Origin of the sequence: Mesomycoplasma ovipneumoniae, from assembly GCF_033343935.1 — a bacterium.
Classification (GTDB): Bacteria; Bacillota_I; Bacilli_A; order Mycoplasmatales; family Metamycoplasmataceae; genus Mesomycoplasma; species Mesomycoplasma ovipneumoniae_G.
Map to the genome: position 1 here is coordinate 69,660 of NZ_JAWPGQ010000002.1, position 19,915 is coordinate 89,574.

Below are 19,915 nucleotides of genomic sequence, written 5' to 3' on the forward strand. Positions count from 1 at the left end.
AGTTTTGAAAGAACAATAACCAAAAGCCCTAAATTTAAAGATTTTTAAACGGGTAAATTTAAGGCATTCCATCATATTTGAAAATATAATGGATAATTCGCAATGTCTGATTTTTTTAGACAAAAAACATAATCAAGTGCCCCTTAATTCAATATCAAAATTTATTAATTTATTCTTAGTGAGTGTTATTATAACATAATTTTATTTTTGACCAAACATTTTTTTTTTTTTTTTGCAAAGGGTTAATTTTAAAATAATAAAAATTAAGATTTTAGCATAAAAAAACCCGGATTTACGGGTATTTTTGCGTTTTTGCATTCAAAAAAGTGAATTTTGCCATCAAACTGTGAAACTCAAAAAATTAAGGTTTTTTAACAACTAATTCCAACGGTTTTTTACCAACAAAATTTATAATTGTGATGACCACACATTTTTTTGCCAAAATTATTAAAAAATGTACCTAGAATACAAATTATCATCTAAATCAAAGGGTTTTAACATCTAGTTTATTAGTTGTTGCTCTAAAATAAAAGGATAATTTTGTTGGTAAAATTACAAAATTTTATTTAAATTAAAAATTGATCAAGGGGAATTTCGCCTTTAATTTCAGTGGTTTTGTAATCTGAAAATTGGAGCGTCTGATCTTGAGGAGTCAGCGTTGAATTTGGCAAAAGATTTGCATATTTTAGTTCAAAACTATAACTTAACTTCTTATTTTCTAGTTTGAGTGCAATTTTTTTGTGGGCATCATTTCTGATCATGCCATCTCATTCTAGGGAAATAATTTGCGGATAAGGGAAAAAGTTGTTGTTTTTAATATGATCCTTGACTAAAAATTCCTTTAAAAGAATCTCAGGATCAGGGTTTTTTATTTTAAAATAAAGACTGTCAAAAATTATTTTAGCTATTAGGCCTTTTTGAATCTCTGATAATTGGCTATTATTATGTCTATTGTTTTTAAAAATTCCTTTTTCTCTTATTTGAGGCCAAACTTTATTATTGTCAACCTCAAACTCAAATTCAGCCGTATTTTTGTCATTTTTCTTTAAATTGGAAAAAGTAAATTCTTGAAGATCGCCAATTTCTTCTTTTTGCTCTTTAAATTTTGTTTTTTTGACTTTAAGTTTTAAAGTCCCATTTTCATCATTAGGAGTTGCACTTATAATATCAAAGGAAAATTTTTCTTCTTCATTTAGTGATTTTATCCCTAAAAATTCATCTTTAAGCCCAACTGAAAGGGAAACTTCGCTAAAAGCAGCATTAAAATCGCCAAAAAGTACCGAATTTAAAACAGCTTCATTATCAGAATTGACTAAGGCGTATGCCAAAATTGAAGGACTTATTTTGCTAAAAACAGGTCGTAATTCTTTTTGGTATAATTCTGGCTCTTCATTTTGTTGAATTTCTTTTGATTTTTCTAAATCTCAAAAAAGGTTTACTCGTTTTGTGACTTTTGTGTCTGAACCCTTTTTGGACACTGAAAGTTCAACACCTTCTAGCCTGCTTTGATTAATATCGCTGTTATTTCCAACAGTTTTAACCTCAAAAGGAAAACTAAAGCTAATTGTATAATTTTGCTCATCAAAGTTATCAATTTTTTTTACAAAATTTTCATAATGAAAAGTTGAAGGTTTTTGCTTGTAATGAAAAAGTACGGTTGCAACATTAATTGATGATTTTTTTTCTTGTTCGGCTATTTCTAAAGAATTTGGAATTTTTGCTAAAACAGCATTCAAATCACTGACTGTTTGGATATGTAGTCTATTTTTTTCAAGTATTATTTTTTGTTTTTCTAGTTCTTTTTGCCTTTTTTCTTCCTCAAGTTTTGAAAGGCGTTCTTTTTCTTTAAGTAGTTTTTCGGCTTGTTCCTTTTTTTGTTTTTCTAATTTTTCCTTTTCAATTTCTAGTTTTTCTTTTTCTTTTTTGATTTCTTCTGAAATTTTAGTGCCTTTTTGATCATCAGTTGAAGCTTGATTTTGTTTAATTTTATCAAGTTCTTTGTTTATTTCTGCTTGTTTTTCTTCAATTTGTTTTGTTTGTTCTTCTGTTTTTTCGATATTTTCTTTTTGTTTTTTTGTTTCTTCGATTAATTTTAAAGTGTCTGAATCAATTTTGCCTTTTTGTGTGTCAAGAAAAGCAACAGGATCTCCTTGCACATTAGTATCATCTTTTGGTGGGCTAGGGTTTTCCTTTGGTGGATTAGGTTTTTCCTTGCCTAATTTCGGATTTTTGTTATCTTCCTTATTTTTATCACCGTTATTTTGGCCACATGCTGCAGCGACAAAAAACGTTGGAATTAAAACTGTAAAACTTCCTAAAAACCATTTTTTTGGATATATTCTTTTCATAATTCTCCTCACAGGTTAGATTAAATTATAACATAAAAATAGCTAGTTTTCTAATATATCTTAAAAAATACTATTATTTAAAACATAGAAATGTGTTTTTTGTTGGTTAAAATTTTTGTCGATTCTTGCTAGGCTAGGTACATTCAATTTTTATTTTATAAATAAGTTCATATTTTGATATAATTATACTAATTTATTTTGGTTTAGACCTTAATTATTAGGGGTGAAATATGAAAAAATTTTGAAAAATAGCACTTATATTAGGATCGGCTGTTGTTGTAGCAGGAACAGCTGCGTTTGTTTTGATTTATAAATATAAAAATACTAAAGAAGACGAAAAAAATTCAATTACCGTAGAAGTCCCTGATGGTCTTTTTGATCCGCCTCCAAGCTTTCAACCCGTAGAATCTAGTGAAAAAATAAATCAACCAGAAATAATTTCGTCCAGCGATAATCCTGATATTCCAGCAAATTCATCAAAAGATCAGTCTAAAATTTTATTGCTAGTAAATAAGTTATATTTGAAAAATAGCTAAAATATCCTTAAATTATAGACTAAAAGAAGTTAAAATACTGCATTATTATAATTGTGTTTTATTTTTCAAGTTAGAAATATTTTAATACTTTGAAGAATTGATATAAATAAATTTTTAGGTTTTGCTTGACTTTTAAAATTTTTGGTTTATAATTAATAAATATAGTAAATCAAACAAACAGGATGAGCTAGATCATTCCTGTTTTATTTTTTTAAATAATTTTATATTCGTGGTATTATTATAAATTATTGGTGTTGGTTTTAATTTCTAGGGGTGAAATATGAGAAAATCTTTAAAATTGGTTTTTGGATTAGTTCCAGTTGTTGCAGGCTCAGCAGGAACAGCTATTTATTTGACTTCTAGTAATGCTATTTCTAATTTGGACAATACAACTTTAGCACGTCAAACACTTCAAGTTGAAACTCGTTTTTCACCACTTTCTGATTCACAAGATAATGAATTCAACCAAAATTCTGAAGAATTATCAACCCAGGAAACTGTAAAAAATGATGAAACAATTGTTCTAAAAAGTCCGGAAGTCTCAAAAGATTCTCCAAAATCTCAACCTATTAAAGTTACTAAAAACACAAAAAATCCAAAAATAATTTTTTCTAATAAACAAATTGAACTACCAAAAAATTCACCAAACACACAACCAAAAATCTTATTGGTCGAACCTGTCAAAAAACAAGTTGATGAAACAAAAAAATCTGTTTCAGTTAGTAAAATTCAAAGTAGTGAAAGTAAAAATTCTTCTATTTCAGTTTTAGAACCTCAAAAGCCAACAAATTTAGACAAATCCCCATCAAACTCTTCTGAAATTGTTGAAAAAGTTGTCATAATTAAGCAAGAACCGACTCAAACTGAAGAGAAAATTCAAGATCCAACCCCATTAAGTTCGCCTGTAGTTTCTAATGAAGGTGTAAAACCAGTTTTAGAACCAAAAATTGTAAAAACTCCTGAAGTTATCGTTATTAGTGAAACTCCAAAAGTTGAACACAAAGAAGATACTCCTAAACCTAAAACACAAACCCAAAGTGATATTTTAAAGTCAACATCATCCTATTCAATTTCTCCTGCGACAACCGAATCAGAGCGTGAAGTTGATGAAATTATTAAAAACCTAGAAAATGATTTAAAAATATTGGCTCAACCTTCAAAATATCAGGATCCCCAAAATTATTCACAAGCAAAAAAGCGACTTTATAAATATATCTTTAAAACAAAAGATCAAATGAGAATTTTTAAAGAAAGATTCCCAAAAAAACCATTAACTGAAGAAGAAGCACGCTTTTTATTCGACTTTTGGGAGAATAATTACGCTCATTTTAATCCTCGACTAGCTAAATCAAAAAAAACTCGTGAAAATTGAAGAAAAGAGCTTCAAAAAGTTTTGACAATTATTAAAACACCAGAAATTGGGGCTTTTAATAGAACAACAGGTGGTCATGTGTTTATTATCGATGAAACAAATATAAATAGCGATGAGTGAGTTGAGGCTCAACCAGTAACGCCAGCTGGTGCTAAAAAATCCTAAAAATTTATAAAAGTAGAAAAAATGACAAAATTATTTAAGTTAGCTCTAGGGTTTATCCCGGTTGTTGCTGGTTCTGTAGGGGCGGTAGTTTATTTTAGTTTAGGTAATTCTACCCTCCCTTTGAATCAAAATGAAGTTCGTGAAGGAAATATTAGGGTTAGTACCTTGGCGCCTTCGCTTGTAAATTCACAAAAAGCTGGAAATCAAATTGCTGATACAATAATTTTACAAGGTTTAGCTAAAGATAAAAAGGAAGCTGAAAATTCTAGTGTTTCTGATTTAAATACTAAAAAAACAACGGAAAAACAAGGTCAAATTGATTCAAAGTTAATGAATCAAACTCAGAATAATCAAGTTAAAACTCCCTTAACTTTGCCGCCAAGTCCTAAATCTAATAAGACCCCAAAGAATATAATAATTTTGTCTAAAAAAGCAGTTCCACTAAAAAAAATTGAAAAAAAGCAACAAAAAATTGAAAGTTTACCTTCAAAAAGAAGTTTTGCAACCCCTAGATCTCAAAGTCCAAAAATTCAAAAATCTACTGAAAAACCGGATAATTTGCCTCTTGTTATTCCAAAAGTTGACAAAAATGAAGTCAAGCCAAAAACTCCATTTTCACCATCAGTTTTAGACTCAAGAGAAAAAACTAAATCCAAAAATCCGCCTATATCTTCGCAAGTAATAGTTGAATCTGAAATCAAAAAAATAAATGAACCTCAGGAAAAACTTCCATTAAGTTTGTCTAGTGAACCTGTACAAAATTTGACTGAACAACCAATTATAGAATCCCAAAATCAAAAACCAACAGAAATTACACCTAAAACTGAAAGTCAAGAAAAAACTCAAAACCAAAATCCTCCCGAAGAATTGCACCAACAAAAAGAAGAACAAAAATCACAAATAATAGAAAATAACCAAGATGACAATAGTTCTAAATCTAATTCTTCAAGTCCAGAAAGCCCTGAAATTGAAGTCACATCTGATATTGAAATAGTTGATCAAATGGTAAAATCTATGGCAAAAGACCCTGATTTGAATCACGGTTTTGCTTACAAACTTTTGGATAAATACAAATTTACAAAAGCATCACAAATGCCATTATTTTTAGAAAAATTGCCAGAAGTTAAAACTAATCAAGCTATCTCAAATTTAATCACCTTTTGAACTAATTCTTATGCCAGTTTTTATCCAAATGAAGCTACTGTAGATCGGGTTCGCGAGATGTGAAGAAATGAAATAATTGAAAAATTACAGTTACAAACTACCGGAAATAATCAAAATATTAGTCTTATCACTCAAACTGGTGGTGTTTTTGGATAGGTAAGTCATAGTTAAAAAAGGATTGTATAATTAATTTATAATTTTAGAAGTATATAATGTGAAAATTTCTTAAATCATGTCCAGAACACTGTTTTTCTGAAGATCAATTTGCTTTTATTGGACGTTCAAATGTTGGAAAATCCTCGCTAATTAATGCACTAGCAAGGCAAAAAATTGCCCGTATTTCATCAACTCCTGGAAAAACTCAACTTTTAAATTATTATCAAACTAGTCAAAATAAGTTAATTGTTGACCTTCCAGGTTATGGATATGCGCGACTTTCTCATGCAAAGAAAGATCAAATTGAATCAATGATTTTTAATTATTTTAGTAAAAATAGCAATATTTTATTAGTTTTTTTGCTAATTGATAGTCAAATCGGTTTTACTGATCTTGATTTTAGTATGATTGAGTTTTTGGTTTCATTAAATATAAAGGTGCAAATTTTAGCTAATAAAATTGATAAAACAAATCAGTCCCAGCGCTCAAAACTGTTAAAGGTGTGTAAAAATTTATCACTTGAGTGTTTAAATGTTTCGGCAAAAACTGGCACAAATTTAGATAAAATTCACCAAATAATTAATCAAGAAAAAAATTAACCTATAAATTCATAGGTTTTTTTAAATTAAAAAGTAATACTATTTTTAAAAAAAGAGGAAAAATGGCAATTGCAATTATCGCTGAGTACAATCCTTTTCATAATGGTCATATTTATCAGCTTGAGTATGTTAAAAAAAACTTTCCTAACGACAAAATTTACATAATTTTAGGCGGAAATTTCACCCAACGAGGCGAGATCAGTCTTGCTAATTTTGAAACAAAAAAGAAAATAGCACTAAAATATGGAGCTGATTTTGTAATTAGATTGCCTTTTGAATATACAAGTCAAGCCGCTCATATTTTTGCCCAAGGTGCGCTAAAATTAATTTTTGACCATAAAATCGACAAAATTATTTTTGGATCAGAATCAAATGATGTTCAAAATCTATATAATTTAGCAAATTTGTGGAAAAATAACATTGATGAATATAATATTCATCTTAAAAAAGCATTAAAATTAGGGAATTCTTTTCCAAATGCAGCGGCAATTGCCCTTGAAAAAATCAGTTCGAAAAAAATTATCTACCCTAATGATATTCTTGGATTTGAATATGTTAAACAAATTGTGCTAAATAATTATCCAATTCAGGCATATAGTCTTAAAAGAACTGTTGATTATAATGAAGAAACACCAACTGGAAAGTTTGCTTCAGCAACATATTTGCGAAAATTAATTAGCCAAAATAAGTCAATTTCTCAGTTTTCACCAATGGAATTTAGCCAACCAGTTTGCTCGTTAGCTTTGTTATATCCAAAATTTCAGGAAATTATTCGACAAAAGTCGCCTGAATCACTAAGAAAAATCTGACTAGTAAAAGAAGGAATTGAAAATTTATTCAAAAAACATATCGATCAACCTGACTTAGATAGTTTTTTGAGCGCCACTAATTCAAAACGTTACACTAATTCGCGCATAAAACGAACAATGTTGTATATTTTGTTTAATATTGAAGACCCAGCTAAATTTGATGAAACCACAGTTGAACTTGATTGTTGAAAAAATCAAAATTAGCTAAAATTTTTTAAAGTATATTTTAAAAAATTTTAAAATTTGGTCTAATACAAACGGGGCAAAAATTGTTAAAAGTAACAGATAATTATAATTATTCTTTAAAATAAGATAGTTTGAGTCGCTAAAATCATTCTGTGAAAAGACAAAATTTATTCCGGGAATAAAGGAAACAATTAGAATTGAAGTAAAACTAGCTAAAAATCCAAGGTGTAAAAATTTTAAATCTGCAAATTTATATTTAAAAATATTCTCATCGGCGGCAAGTATATAAGAAAGACTTGAAAGGCTAATGCTGATAATTAAAAAGGAAAAGGTTTGTGAATTTGTGATTCAAAAACTTAGCAGCGCTAAAAATGAGATGAAAATTGCTCAAAACATTATGCTAAAAATCAGTTTTTTATTAAAAAGTGATTTATTTTCATTTAAAAAACCTTGATTCATAACATTTTTTGAAATATTTGTAAGACCAAGGGCGATTCCCCCGAAAGTTTCAGAAACAACATTTATTCAAAGTATTTGTAGTGATGTAAAAATTTGTTCCTTAAAAATTAAAGTTGCAAAAATAACTGATAAAAGCATTGAAAAATTAGCAACTAGTAAAAAAACAAACAGTTTTTTAATATTTGCAACAATATTACGGCCAATTTTTATTGCTTGATAAAGGGTTTTAAAATTATCATCAGCTAAAACAACATTTGCAACTTGTTTTGAAACTTGTGAGCCAGTTATTCCCATTGCAAAACCAACATCAGCTTTTTTTAATGATGGAGCATCGTTAACTCCGTCACCTAGCATAGCAACGACATGTTTTTTTGATTGTAGTGCGCCGACAATTTCTAATTTATCTTCAGGTTGAACTCGTGAATAAAGATGAAATTTTTCAACATTTTCACGTCAAAAGTCATCTTTTTTTCAATCAGGATTGCCTGTTGCAAGTGATTCAGGGCCTAAAATTTCAACATTTCTTGCAATTGTTGCGGCAGTGTGAAAATTATCTCCTGTTATCATTATTGTTTTAATTTCTGCATCTAAAAGATCTTTGACAATTGGTTTAATTTCTTTTCGTGGTGGATCTTGAAAACATACAAGTCCTGAAATATTTATGTTTTTTACATAATTTTCTAGATTTTCATTAGGCTGAAGTTCATTTTCAATTTCACGATATCCAAATGCAAAAATACGATATCCTAAATTTTGCATTTGGGCTAATTTTTCTTCTAAAATAGGGTCTAAATTGTCTGCCTTTTTAAAAATAATTTCAGGTGCCCCTTTGATAAAAAGAAACTTTTTGTTGTCAATTTCATAAAAAGTAGCTGAAAATTTGAGCTTGGAACTAAAGACAATTTTGTCTAAAAATTTGTGTTGTTTTTCAACTACTTCTTTTTGGATTTCGAAAGTTTTTGCCTTTTGTAAAATTAAAATTTCCTCAGGATCACCGTAGTATTTTTCAACTGAGTTATCAAAAAAACTATATGCGGTTGTGTTTAAAACAGCTTGTGTCCAGAAATTTTTTGACTCAATTTGGTGATAATAAATTTCCTTAATTTGCATTTTATTTTCAGTTATTGTTCCAGTTTTATCTGAACAAACAATTGAAACTGCTCCAAGAGTTTCAATTGTTTTTAAATCTTTTACAATCGCATTATTTTTTGCTAATTTTTTAACACCAATAATTAAATTTATAGTAACAAGTGGAATCAAACCCTCGGGAATAAAGCCAATTGCTAGTGAAAGTGATATTATAACTGCGTGTTTTGACTGGCTAAAATCGCCATTTTCAACTAAAAATATATAAATAAAAAAGAAAGAAATTGCTAAAAATGCGGCAATAAAAGTGATAATTTTCGAAAATTTAGCAATTTTTTTCTGAAGTGGAGATTCTAATTCGTCTGTTTTTGTTACAAGTGAAGCAATTTTTCCAAGTTCAGTATTCTGACCAACATCTGAGACTAAAATTTTTGCCTGTCCATTTAAGACGCTTGTTCCACTGTAAACTTTTGCGGATTTATCATCCCAATTTTTAAATTCATCCTTAAAAACTGATGTTGACTCACCAGTTAGAATTGCCTCAGATACAGATAATTCTTTATTTTCAATGACAAATCCATCGGCGCTAATTAAATCACCAAAACTAACTTCAAGAATATCTCCTACTAAAATCTCATCAGATTTTAGGCTTATTTTTTTTCCATCACGAATTAGTGTTGAAACTGGTGAGTTAAGATCTGAAATTGCATCTATTGCTTTTTTTGATTTAGTTTCTTGAACTAAAGAGAAAAAAACATTAATTGCAATAATTAAAGCAATAACTACTGGCTCAAGATACGAAATTAATTTAGCTCAAAAAGGCAAATCATGTTCAAAAACCGAACTAATAATAACCGAAATAATAATAACAAAAATTAAAACTAAGGTAAGAGGCTCTTTTAGTTGCAATAAAATACGGAAAAATATTGATTTTTCCGGAATTTTTGGTAGTCTATTTTCGCCAAAAAAATTTTTTGATCTTTCAATCTGTTCTTGACTAAGCCCCCTTTTTTTGTCAATTTCTTCTAAAAATGTAATTTTATCGGTATTTTTATAGTTGATTTTCTCTTTTTTTTCTTTTTTGATCATTTTTGCCCTTTTTTATATAAAATTATTTAGAATATAATTATATAATTTTTTAGGTTCAAAAATGAAAATTTTAATTGAAAATAAGAGAGCTTATTTTGACTACGAAATAATTAGCAAATTTACAGCGGGAATTGTCTTAGAAGGATGAGAAGTTAAATCTGTTCAAGCAAAAAATATATCGCTTGTAGGTTCTTTTTGTTATTTTAAGGGGTTAGAACTTTATTTGTCAAATGCAACAATTAGTGCTTATAAAGGATCCCGAGGTCAAACTGATCGCTCAAGAAAACTTTTATTGCACAAACATGAGTTAAAAAAAATTTTTAAAGAGAAAGTTACACAAAAATTAACAATTATTCCACTTTTTGTTGGTCTAAAAAACCGTAGAATCAAAATCGAAATTGCACTTGCAAAAGGGAAAACTAAGGTTGATAAAAGAAACGCCATAAAAGAACGAGATCAAAAAAGGGAGGCACAAAAATTTTTAAAAAACTACTATTAGTTCCAGGATTTTTGCCACTTTTTTCACTTACAAGTTGTTATGATTATCTTTCAGAAATTATTTCAGAAAAAACAGTTCCAACTGATGGCTTAAATCCAATAAAAAAACTACCTATTTTTTCTAAAAATTCACGAATTAAACAAGGTTTAACTTATACAACATTTATAAAAAGTGTTTATGACGGCGACACTTTTACTGATAAAAATGGTATGCGTTTTCGGATTTTTGGAATTGACACTCCTGAACTCGAACTTAAGCGTACAAATCGTTTGATTAACGTAAAAACTATGAAATTTCACGGTTTAAGAGCCAAAAAACGTCTAGAACAACTAATTTTAAATCGTTGAATTTCATTTGAAATTGTCGGACATGACCCCTATGAGAGGATTATTGTTGTTCTAAAAAACGAAAAAGGTGAGATCATTAATATCAAAATGGTTAGCGAAGGTCTTGCAATTCATCGTTATGCCCAATATCAAAACCCTAAAAAAACTTATTATTATCCTGAATATAAAAGTTTAATTGACCAAATTTTAAAAGCCCAAGAATCTGCCAAAAAAAGTAAATTTATGCTTTGACAAGAAGATATTTCAACAATTTATGGCCTTAAAAAGTTAAAGAAATAAAAATGAAAGGCAATTATACCTTTCATTTTTATTTTAATAACTGTTGAGTGGTTTTTTTGTACGTAATTAACGACATTAAAACATAAATTAGAATAAAAGCAGCTGAAAGTCCGGCTCAGGACGATAATAAAATCAGGGCTATATTTTCTTGAGAAGCGGCGGGAAAATCATTGCCAACTATTAAAATATGAATCGATTCCATTGACGGGAAAATAATTACAAAACTTAAAATTAGAACAACAATCGATATCAAAACAATATTTAAAGTATGATAAAAAAGTGTTAGTAAAGTTGAACCACCAAGCGATTTTAGGATTCCAATCATTCTCTGTTTTGATTCAGAAATTGTTTTGGCATAAACTAAAATGAATGAAATTAATATAATAACAAAAATTATAAACACCGCAAAAGTAACTTTATTAACTATCGAAATAATCGCTAAAGATTGGCTAGTTATCACCCGAATTAAGCTTGAAGGTGGAGTAATTCTAAGGTCAAATTTAGCATTTTTTGCCTCTAAATCAAGGTTGTTTTGTTCGTCAGTTGTTGTTAAATAAGCAGTAAGATTGGCTGGTTGGAAGCTGGTATAAAATTCTTTGGCATCTTGGTGATAATATAATTCTGAATCTGGCGAGTCAAAAATTCCAACAACAAGTAAGTTAAATGTTTGATTTAAAGGTGAGTTTGTTTGAATTATATCGCCAACTTTTAATTTATATTTAGCATTTGAATCAATTGCTGTTGTTGAAAGTAGAATTTCATCGACTTTTCTTGGAAATGTTCCAGTTATTAATTTTAGATTGTTTTGCGGGAAAACTTTTGTGTTTTTTAGCGGAATTTTAAATGGTTCAAGTGCGGAGCTTTGGGCATTTTCACTAGGAATATACGAGTTAATTTCCTTAAAAAGTTGAAGGTTTTGGTCTTTGCTTTCTTTAACTGTATTTTGCTTAACTAAATTTTCAAGATCTTTAATTGATTGAGTGCTAATAAAAGATGGAAAACTAATTAAATTAAAACTATCTAATCTGGCAACGGAACTTTTAATTCCATTATTAATTCCAACAATTTTTAGTTCAATTTTATTTTGATTTTCCTCAATTTCTTTATTAGAATCATAAACCAAATGAATTGTTTTTCCTATTGGATTTTCAATTTTAAGTATGTCAATTGCTGATTTTGAAAGGATAATTTCCCGAGCATTTTCAATGAATTTTCCTTCAAAATTAACAAGATCATTTTCGATTCTGTTTTTGAAAAAGCTATTAATTTCAACTTGATCAACATCTCTAAGATTAATTTTTCGATTTTCATAGTGCAAGTTTATATTTGTCGTTGGCCTGTTTGCAACAAGCGCGTTGACTGATTCAAGCTCACTAATTTTTTTAATTTCATCTTGGTTAAAAGCAGCGTTTGATTTTTTTTCAATTAAATTTTTGTCAAGTGAGAGGGTATATTTTTGCTGCCGTTCGACTTTTGCCGTCCCAAGATTTAATTCAAAAGCAAAACTAATCGAAAAGACGGCCGCTAAAAAAGCTATTATAATTAAAATACTAAGCGTTAATTTTTTACTAATATCAGCAATAACAAAAATCGGCGAAATATTTAATTTATTCTTATATTGAACTACTTTTGCAACTTTTTTATGTTTAGTTTCGCTAGTTTGTTCAGAATTCTGGTCTTCTATTATATTAGTGTCATTAATTTTAATAATTGGTGGCTTGTCTTTTTGTAAAAAAATTATTTGATCAGCATATTTGTGAATCATTTCAGTATTATGGCTTATAACCACAACTGTGTGATTTTTTGACATTTGCTTAATTTTTTCAAAGATAATTTGCTCATTTTCTTTATCAAGGGCGGCAGTTGGTTCATCAAACAAAATAAATTCTGAACCACGATTTAGAGAACGAAGGATTGCGATTCTTTGTTTCTCGCCACCAGAGAGATTTTCCATTTTTGTTTTAAAAACACTTTGGTCAAGATTTAAAAAATTTGCATTTTTACTAAATTCATCTTGCTTAAATTTATAACCTAAAATACTTGTCCCAATTCGAACGTTGTCAATAGCTGAAATATTTTCAATAAGATTGACATCTTGAAAAAAAATGTCAACATTTGGGTTTTTTAAAACTTGTTGATTTTTATCAAAAAAGGAAATTTGGCCGCTGTCAGCTTTGGCAATCTTGGCAATAATATGCAAAAGCGTCGTTTTTCCAACACCAGATTGACCAGAAATGAACGTTAATTTATTAGTTGGAATATCAAAGCTAATGTTATTTAAAATTATTTTTGTTCCGAGTCGTTTTGTGATGTTACGAATTTGAATCATTTTTGCACCTAGATAGCTTTTTTAATATTGTGTATATTTTAATATAAAATAATTTTTTCAACCAAATTATTTTACTATTTCTTTAAAATTTAGTTCAAAAATTTCTTCTAATTTTAAAGGACCCTTAAATTCAATTTTCAATTTTAGCCCAAATTCTTTTTTTTCCGAGTTTCCCAGTTTGATGAGATAATTTTAAAAAAGTCTATGTTTTTGGCACTTTTTTAACCTTTTTGACAAAAGCTAATTACCTATTTTAAATCACTGGCAAAAATCAATTTATGGATAAAACAACAAAAATCATAAAAATACAACTACTATTTAAACTCAATGCAAATAGAAAACTCGTTTTTATTTGCAGCGAGCCTAAAAAAACATATGAAGTTTTGAAAGAACAATAACCAAAGCCATAAATTTGTAGATTTCTAAATGGTCAAATTTAAGGCATTCCATCATATCTAAAAATATAATGGATAATTCGCATTATCTTATTTTAATACAACAAAAAACATAACTAATTCCCCCTTAATTCTAATATCTAAATTTATTAATTTATTCTTAAGTGAGTTTATTATAACATAATTTTATTTTAGACCAAACATTTTTTTTTTTTTTGCAAAAGGTTAATTTTAAAATAATAAAAATTAAGGTTTTACCGTAAAAAAACACGTATTTACCGTTATTTTTGCTTATTTACATTCACTAAAAAGTGAATTTTTCCATCAAAATGGTAAACTCAGAAAATAATTTCTTTCAACTAAATTATTTTATTATTTCCTTAAAATTTAGCTCAAAACTTTCTTCTAATTTTAAAGGACAGCTGAATTCAATTTTTAATTTTAGCCCAAATTCTTTTTTTGGATACTGCAGCCATTTTTCTTTATTAATTGAAGTACCCAGTTCATTTTTTCCAAGTCAACTTCGCACAAATAGTGATAAGAAATTTTAAAATCACTAACTAAACTAAGATTTAAGACTTCAATTGCCGCTTTTTTGTAACTATTTTGTAATAAACCTAGCCCTAATTTAGATCCATACATGTACCTGACAACAATAATTAATGAATTAGTAATTTTTTTTGTTCTCAAAATGTTAAAAATTTGCCGCCCTGCCGAACCTTTTGGCTCGCCTGCATCACTGAATTTACAATTATATAAATCAAAACAAACTGCATAAACAATATGACTTGCATGCTTATTTTCTTGTTGAATTTTTGAGAGTAGTGCTTCTGAGTGTTCCTTTGATTCTGCTAAGAAACTATAAGAAATAAATTTAGATTTCTTGACTTCTAATTCAAAAACAGCTTCTTTTGTGATAATTTTTTGCATTTTTCAAAACTATTTAATATTGTTTGCCGTTGCATTATTAATAAATTTGGAAAAAATTATATAGGAAAATAATGGCACAATTATTGTAAAAAGTGAACCTGCAGCTTGAATGTTTTGTAGAAATCCAAGGCTACTTTGGCCTGAATACTGAAATCAAGTCGAAATTGTCTGGTATGAACGGTTTGAAAAAATGTAATTTGGTCATAAAAAGTCGTTTCAAGCTTGAATTGTTGTAAAAATAATTAATAAATAATAGGAAATTTTTATTTTTGGAAAAATTATCAATTTTATTTTTAAAAACAGTGATAAATTATCAATTCTTGCAAGTAAAAGTTGCTTTTTGTCAATTTTGTTAATACTTTTATAAAGGTAAAAAAAGTTAAAAAAGGAAAAAATTTGGTTGACTGTCAGCGCAAAAACTGGCGAATTTGTTACTAACTGATTGTTGTTTAAAATTCTTGCCAGCGGAATATAAGTGCTAATTTCTGGAATAAAAGAAATTGCCACAAAAAGAGAAATAAACGTTAATTTCAGTCTTTTTTTTGCCATTCAAAGTCCAAAAGAAGCTAGTGAATACAGGAGAATTCTAAAAAAATTAATGAGCATAATCACAAAAATTGAAGTGGTAATTCCAATTCAAAAATTATCATTAATTGAATTTTTAAAGTTTTCAAGTAAATTTGAGCCTATTTTCAAAGTCAAATTAGGATTATCTTGCAATTCATTAGGCAGCGAAGCATTTACAATTAAATAATATAAAGGAAACAGGAAAAAAATAAGTACTATTATTAAAAAGGAAAATAGCAAAAATTGGAGAAAAAAACTATTTAAATTAAATTTTAATGACATTTTTACCCCTTTTATTTTTAATAAGTTTTAACATTTTTTTCCATGTTTTTGGTCTAAAAATAATAAAGGTTGAAAAAACTGCTAAAAGATAAAAGAAAGTCATTAAACTCACGGCAGATTGCAGCCCTGAATTATCGCTTGAAGATAAAATATATGAAGCAAGAGTGTGGCCTCTATTTAGATCCAAATTTATGTCGCCCGTAATAACATTTGGGTATAACATTGTTGCAAAAATGAAGTTTGTGTAGGCGATAACTAAAAATTGATTGCCAATTTCTTTAAGATAAAGGTTGAAAATCTTGTCTTTAAGGTTAATTCTGTCAATTTGTAAGTTTTTTTGATATTTTGTATGAATGCTCGAAATTGCAAAAAAGAAAAGCACTGAATTAAACGGGATTGCCCTTCAGAGTTGATAAATTAAATATAGTCAAATTAAATCAATTTTATTGTTTCCACCGACAAATGAAAAATTTAGATTGAGCATTTTTGCAAAAACATTTTTTTGACCAAAAAGGAAAGAAAAAGCAGTCCCAATTGCAAAAGATGAAATGAAAAACTGGGAATAAAGTCCACTTATTATTAACATTCTAAGAAATTTACTCTTGAGTTTTGAGAGCAAAATTGCAACAACAAATCCTAGAAAAAGTGCAATCGGAGAGCTAATAAAAAATAATAAAGTGCTGTTTCTTAGTGCGTCATTAAAATTTGATTTTGCAAATAATTCCCTAAAATTGTCAAATCCTAAATGTGTGTTTTGTCCAGATCCAACATTAAAAGAGTTAAATAACGAATCCAGAATAGGGTAGACTGAAAAAATAAACAGAAAAATAAATAGTGGTCCTATAAGTAAGATTGCTTTTGTATTTTTGTGAAAAATAACTGTTTTTACGGACTCTTTATTAACTATTAACACGATTTCCGCCTTTATCAAAAGCAAAAATTTTATCTTTATTATATTCTATTTTTACATTTTGGCCTTGAATATCAACAGGACTTATAATTTCAAGGTCAATATTTTTTTCAGTATCATGAATTTGGTAATAAAAATTATCTGCAATATTTTTTTTATAAAAAACTTTTCCATTTGTTGGTTCAGATGTTGATGAAATTTTAATGTATTTAGAACGGATATAATATTCAATTTCTCCTTGTTTTTCAATAAAATTGATTTCTGGCATTCCGATAAATTTTGCGGCAAAAATAGAATGAGGATTTTCAAAAAGTTCTTCTGGATTAGAATATTGCAAAATTTCCCCTTTATTTAAAAGGATAATTTTGTCGCTAATTTTCATTGCATCGGTTTGGTCGTGAGTTACTAAAACGATTGTCATGTTAAATTCTTGTTTGATTTTAAGTAATAATTTAATAGTTGATTCCTTAATTTTTGCATCAAGTGATGAAAAAGGTTCATCCATTAAAACTAAATTATCCCCTTTTATAATTGATTTTGCAAAAGCCACGCGTTGTTGCTGCCCCCCACTAATATTTTTGGCTTTTTTTAAAAAAATGTCGTCAATTTCTAAAGCTTTTAATACATTTAGGACTTCTTTTTCGAAATATTTTTTTCTAAATTTCAGGAAAAAAATATAAAATTTTATATTTTTCAATATATAAAAGTAAAATTTGAATTTTTTTATAACCTTTTGTACGCCTAAAGTAGATTTATTTGAAAGTAAATTTCCGATAGAGTCGCTAAAATCTTGACTATTTTTGTCTTTTTCGAAATTTTCACAGCTCAATTTTCATACTTTTGAGGTTCATTCAGGCGAATTTTTAGCACTAATCCAAAGATTTTTCTTTACCGAAATTTCTTCATATAAGTTGTTTTTCTGCATTATATATCCAAAATTTTTGAATTTTTCATGGTATTCAATACCTGTCTTTACTGGTAAAAAACCCGCTAAAATATTAAGGAAAGTGGACTTTCCTGCACCTGAGGGTCCTAAAATTGTAATAATATTATTTGCTGGTATTTCGAGGTCATTAATTTTAAGAAAAGCCTTTTTATCATACGAAAATATAAGGTTTTTAATACTTATAGCAATTGTTAAGTGATTCATATTAAAAAATTTTACCTTTTTTTCAAAATTTTTTTGTAAATGTTGTATAGTTATTTTTATTAAAATTATAAATAACTAATATTTAATTATTGATATTTCTGAAAAAAATTTCATAAAATTAGAAAAAGTGAGAAATATATGAATTTTAAAAAATTTTTTAAACCTTTGTTACTTACCTCACCAAGTCTTTTCTTAATTGCGAGTGCTTGTGGAGTAAGCGAGAATACAATTGATCCAAAAACTCAAGTTGTTATGACAACAAGTCAAGGTCCTTTTTGACCATTAATTTTTGGACTTAATGTTTATGGTAAAAATCAAAAAGGATTAATCCCTTATTACAACCAAAAGTTTAAAGATGATCCTGATTTTGCGCCAGTTAGACTTGTTTTGAGTGATGAGTCAAAAGCAGTAACTCAACAACAAACAACCGAAAACATTAAAAAATTACTGGACACAAATTCAGATCAACTTCCATCAATTGTTTTAGGGGATTCTTCAACTGCGAGTGTTTTACAAGAACGTAATCGACTTTTAGAAATAACAAGTGATAAATTGAAGCCAGGAATATTCACTGATCAAATTGTAGGAAAATACAATTCATTTAATTTTGGCGAAAATAAGTTTTATAACATTCCTTTTAACGTAAATGATGTTGATGCACTTGGATTTAACCTTGATAATTTACGGATTATTTTTGACTTAGTAAAAAAAGGTGGCGGAAAAGTTGATGAGTCAGCCGAAATTTACAAAAAAGCACAAGAATCAGCTCAAAAAGGAAACTCGACTCCTGAAAACAGTTTTTTTAGCAATCTTGAAGTAAAATCTGCCGAAATTTTCAAAGATTTGAACGTAAATTATGATACTTTTTCAAATATTGAAGAAGCACTTGAGTTTTCAACTAAATTTATTGATGGTGTAAAATTAAAAGCTGATGCAAAAATTGATGAAAATACAGAAAATGCGTCTATTTTTGATATTGACTATTCAGGTCTAGTTTTCCACAAAAATATTATTTCAAAATCAGGTAAAAAATTCTGAGAAGCAAAAGGTAAAGATTTAACTTTTAATATTGCGACAGATACATCCTTGCAAGATGAATTTAAAAAAACTTACGAAAAATTTACAAAAACTAACAAAAAAATCGAACAAAAAGTAGGTCAAAAAACCAAGATTTTGCAAGCATTTCAGTTTAAAAACTTTAAGAAAAAAGATAGCATTGGTGAATGAGGAAGTCATGATATTCTTCAATATCGTACCGTTTTTGGCTATGTTCCTGGAGTTGGGATTAAGCAATCAATTGACACAGCAACAACCCGTAGCCTATTCGCAAAAAGCAACCCTGAACTTGCCAAAGGTTTTGCAACATTTAATGACGTATTCACAACAAACCAACCATTAAAGTCACGCAAAGATTCTCAATTTTTTGTCTATAACTCAGGTGGATCATCCCTAATCCCAATTAAAACTGACACAGAAAAAATTAATAAAGCAGCAATTAAATTTTTAGAATGACTCTTTACTGGTCAAAATGATATTGACAAACCCGGAACAATGGTCGATAATGCTGATTATTTAATGGAAAATACTGGTTATTTCCTTCCTACAAAAGCGGTTGTAACTCAGGAAAAATTGGAACAAGTAAAGAAAAAATATAAAGAATACTATGATAAAATTGTCGAATTTGAATCTAATAACAAAAAAAGTATTGAACTAGTTGGCGAAGATGCCAAAAAAATCGACTGAAGTTTGTATGAAAAAATGGCAAATCTCAGATCAGTTATAATTTCAATGGAATCAATGCTTAATGCTTTTAAAGAAGATGCATCCAAAGTTAAAATTCTAAGTGATAATGGTAATTTTAAAGAAGCAAAAATTTCGGCAACAATTACAGATTCACTAATTGAATCAACAAAATTCGAAAATAGTAAAGCCGAAAGTTCTGATAAATTACTAACATTAATTAACCAATAAAACTTAAATTAGCGGTAATTTTAAAAAATTAGAAATTCTGCTGTTTATAAAAACTAAAAATTCGCAAAATTTTTAGTTTTTATTTTTTATTTTTTTCTTAAAATAATACGCACTTTATATATTTTCCCGAGTTTCTCAATTTGGTGAGATAATCCTAAAAAATTGTCCGGTTTTTCATGCTTTTTAGCTTTTTTGGCAAAAGTTAATTACCTATTTTAAAACACTGACAAAAATCAATTTATGGATAAAAATACAACTACTATTTAAACTCAATGTAAATAGAAAAC

The 19,915-nt window shown here is 28.0% G+C and carries 15 protein-coding genes; 8 read left to right on the forward strand and 7 right to left on the reverse strand.

Annotated elements, in window-relative coordinates; translation table 4 throughout:
• Positions 1-566 precede the first annotated feature (566 nt).
• The gene (locus tag R7X45_RS00820; protein WP_318055555.1) at positions 567-2,348 is read right to left on the reverse strand and encodes a surface lipoprotein; all 1,782 of its coding nucleotides are present in this window, start codon (positions 2,346-2,348) and stop codon (positions 567-569) included.
• 230 nt (positions 2,349-2,578) lie between these two features.
• On the opposite strand from R7X45_RS00820, the gene R7X45_RS00825 reads away from it, so the two are divergent.
• From R7X45_RS00825 to R7X45_RS00845, 5 genes are all read left to right on the forward strand, one after another.
• Positions 2,579-2,884 carry a hypothetical protein gene (locus tag R7X45_RS00825; protein ID WP_318055556.1) on the forward strand — a complete coding sequence of 102 codons (306 nt, stop codon included), beginning with the start codon at positions 2,579-2,581 and terminating at the stop codon, positions 2,882-2,884.
• 280 nt (positions 2,885-3,164) lie between these two features.
• Positions 3,165-4,421, forward strand: coding sequence for a hypothetical protein (locus tag R7X45_RS00830; RefSeq protein ID WP_318055557.1), 1,257 nt, complete (start codon positions 3,165-3,167; stop codon positions 4,419-4,421).
• A gap of 21 nt (positions 4,422-4,442) precedes the next feature.
• Positions 4,443-5,741, forward strand: coding sequence for a hypothetical protein (locus R7X45_RS00835; RefSeq protein ID WP_318055558.1), 1,299 nt, complete (start codon positions 4,443-4,445; stop codon positions 5,739-5,741).
• 56 nt (positions 5,742-5,797) lie between these two features.
• Positions 5,798-6,340, forward strand: coding sequence for a ribosome biogenesis GTP-binding protein YihA/YsxC (yihA, locus tag R7X45_RS00840; protein ID WP_318055559.1), 543 nt, complete (start codon positions 5,798-5,800; stop codon positions 6,338-6,340).
• A 62-nt stretch (positions 6,341-6,402) separates the two neighbouring features.
• Positions 6,403-7,353: a nucleotidyltransferase gene (locus R7X45_RS00845; protein ID WP_318055560.1), complete on the forward strand. Its 951-nt coding sequence runs from the start codon at positions 6,403-6,405 to the stop codon at positions 7,351-7,353.
• On the opposite strand, the gene R7X45_RS00850 is transcribed toward R7X45_RS00845, so the two are convergent.
• Positions 7,354-9,969: a cation-translocating P-type ATPase gene (locus tag R7X45_RS00850; protein ID WP_318055561.1), complete on the reverse strand. Its 2,616-nt coding sequence runs from the start codon at positions 9,967-9,969 to the stop codon at positions 7,354-7,356.
• 61 nt (positions 9,970-10,030) lie between these two features.
• Here R7X45_RS00850 and smpB point away from each other — a divergent pair, with 61 nt between their 5' ends.
• Together smpB and R7X45_RS00860 are read left to right on the forward strand one after the other, a co-directional pair.
• The gene (gene smpB, locus R7X45_RS00855; protein WP_129644446.1) at positions 10,031-10,468 is read left to right on the forward strand and encodes an SsrA-binding protein SmpB; all 438 of its coding nucleotides are present in this window, start codon (positions 10,031-10,033) and stop codon (positions 10,466-10,468) included.
• 11 nt (positions 10,469-10,479) lie between these two features.
• The gene (locus R7X45_RS00860; RefSeq protein WP_318055562.1) at positions 10,480-11,094 is read left to right on the forward strand and encodes a thermonuclease family protein; all 615 of its coding nucleotides are present in this window, start codon (positions 10,480-10,482) and stop codon (positions 11,092-11,094) included.
• Between the two features lie 28 nt (positions 11,095-11,122).
• On the opposite strand, the gene R7X45_RS00865 is transcribed toward R7X45_RS00860, so the two are convergent.
• The 5 genes from R7X45_RS00865 to R7X45_RS00885 form a co-directional block, all read right to left on the reverse strand.
• A complete protein-coding gene (locus R7X45_RS00865; protein WP_318055563.1) occupies positions 11,123-13,423 on the reverse strand; it encodes an ABC transporter ATP-binding protein in 2,301 nt (766 codons plus the stop codon).
• Between the two features lie 836 nt (positions 13,424-14,259).
• Entirely contained in the window at positions 14,260-14,748 is a 489-nt protein-coding gene (locus R7X45_RS00870) for a YigZ family protein (RefSeq protein ID WP_318055564.1), read from the reverse strand.
• A gap of 9 nt (positions 14,749-14,757) precedes the next feature.
• On the reverse strand, positions 14,758-15,597 hold the full coding sequence (locus R7X45_RS00875; protein WP_318055565.1) for a hypothetical protein: 840 nt from the start codon (positions 15,595-15,597) through the stop codon (positions 14,758-14,760).
• Positions 15,581-16,510 (reverse strand): hypothetical protein, encoded by a 930-nt coding sequence (locus tag R7X45_RS00880; protein ID WP_318055566.1) that lies wholly within the window; start codon positions 16,508-16,510, stop codon positions 15,581-15,583. Before R7X45_RS00880 ends, R7X45_RS00875 begins: the two co-directional genes overlap by 17 nt.
• Positions 16,497-17,657 carry an ABC transporter ATP-binding protein gene (locus R7X45_RS00885; protein WP_318055567.1) on the reverse strand — a complete coding sequence of 387 codons (1,161 nt, stop codon included), beginning with the start codon at positions 17,655-17,657 and terminating at the stop codon, positions 16,497-16,499. Before R7X45_RS00885 ends, R7X45_RS00880 begins: the two co-directional genes overlap by 14 nt.
• Positions 17,658-17,795: 138 nt before the next feature.
• Between R7X45_RS00885 and R7X45_RS00890 the strand changes: the two genes are divergently transcribed.
• Positions 17,796-19,628, forward strand: coding sequence for a P68 family surface lipoprotein (locus tag R7X45_RS00890; RefSeq protein ID WP_318055568.1), 1,833 nt, complete (start codon positions 17,796-17,798; stop codon positions 19,626-19,628).
• The last annotated feature ends 287 nt before the right edge of the window (positions 19,629-19,915 follow it).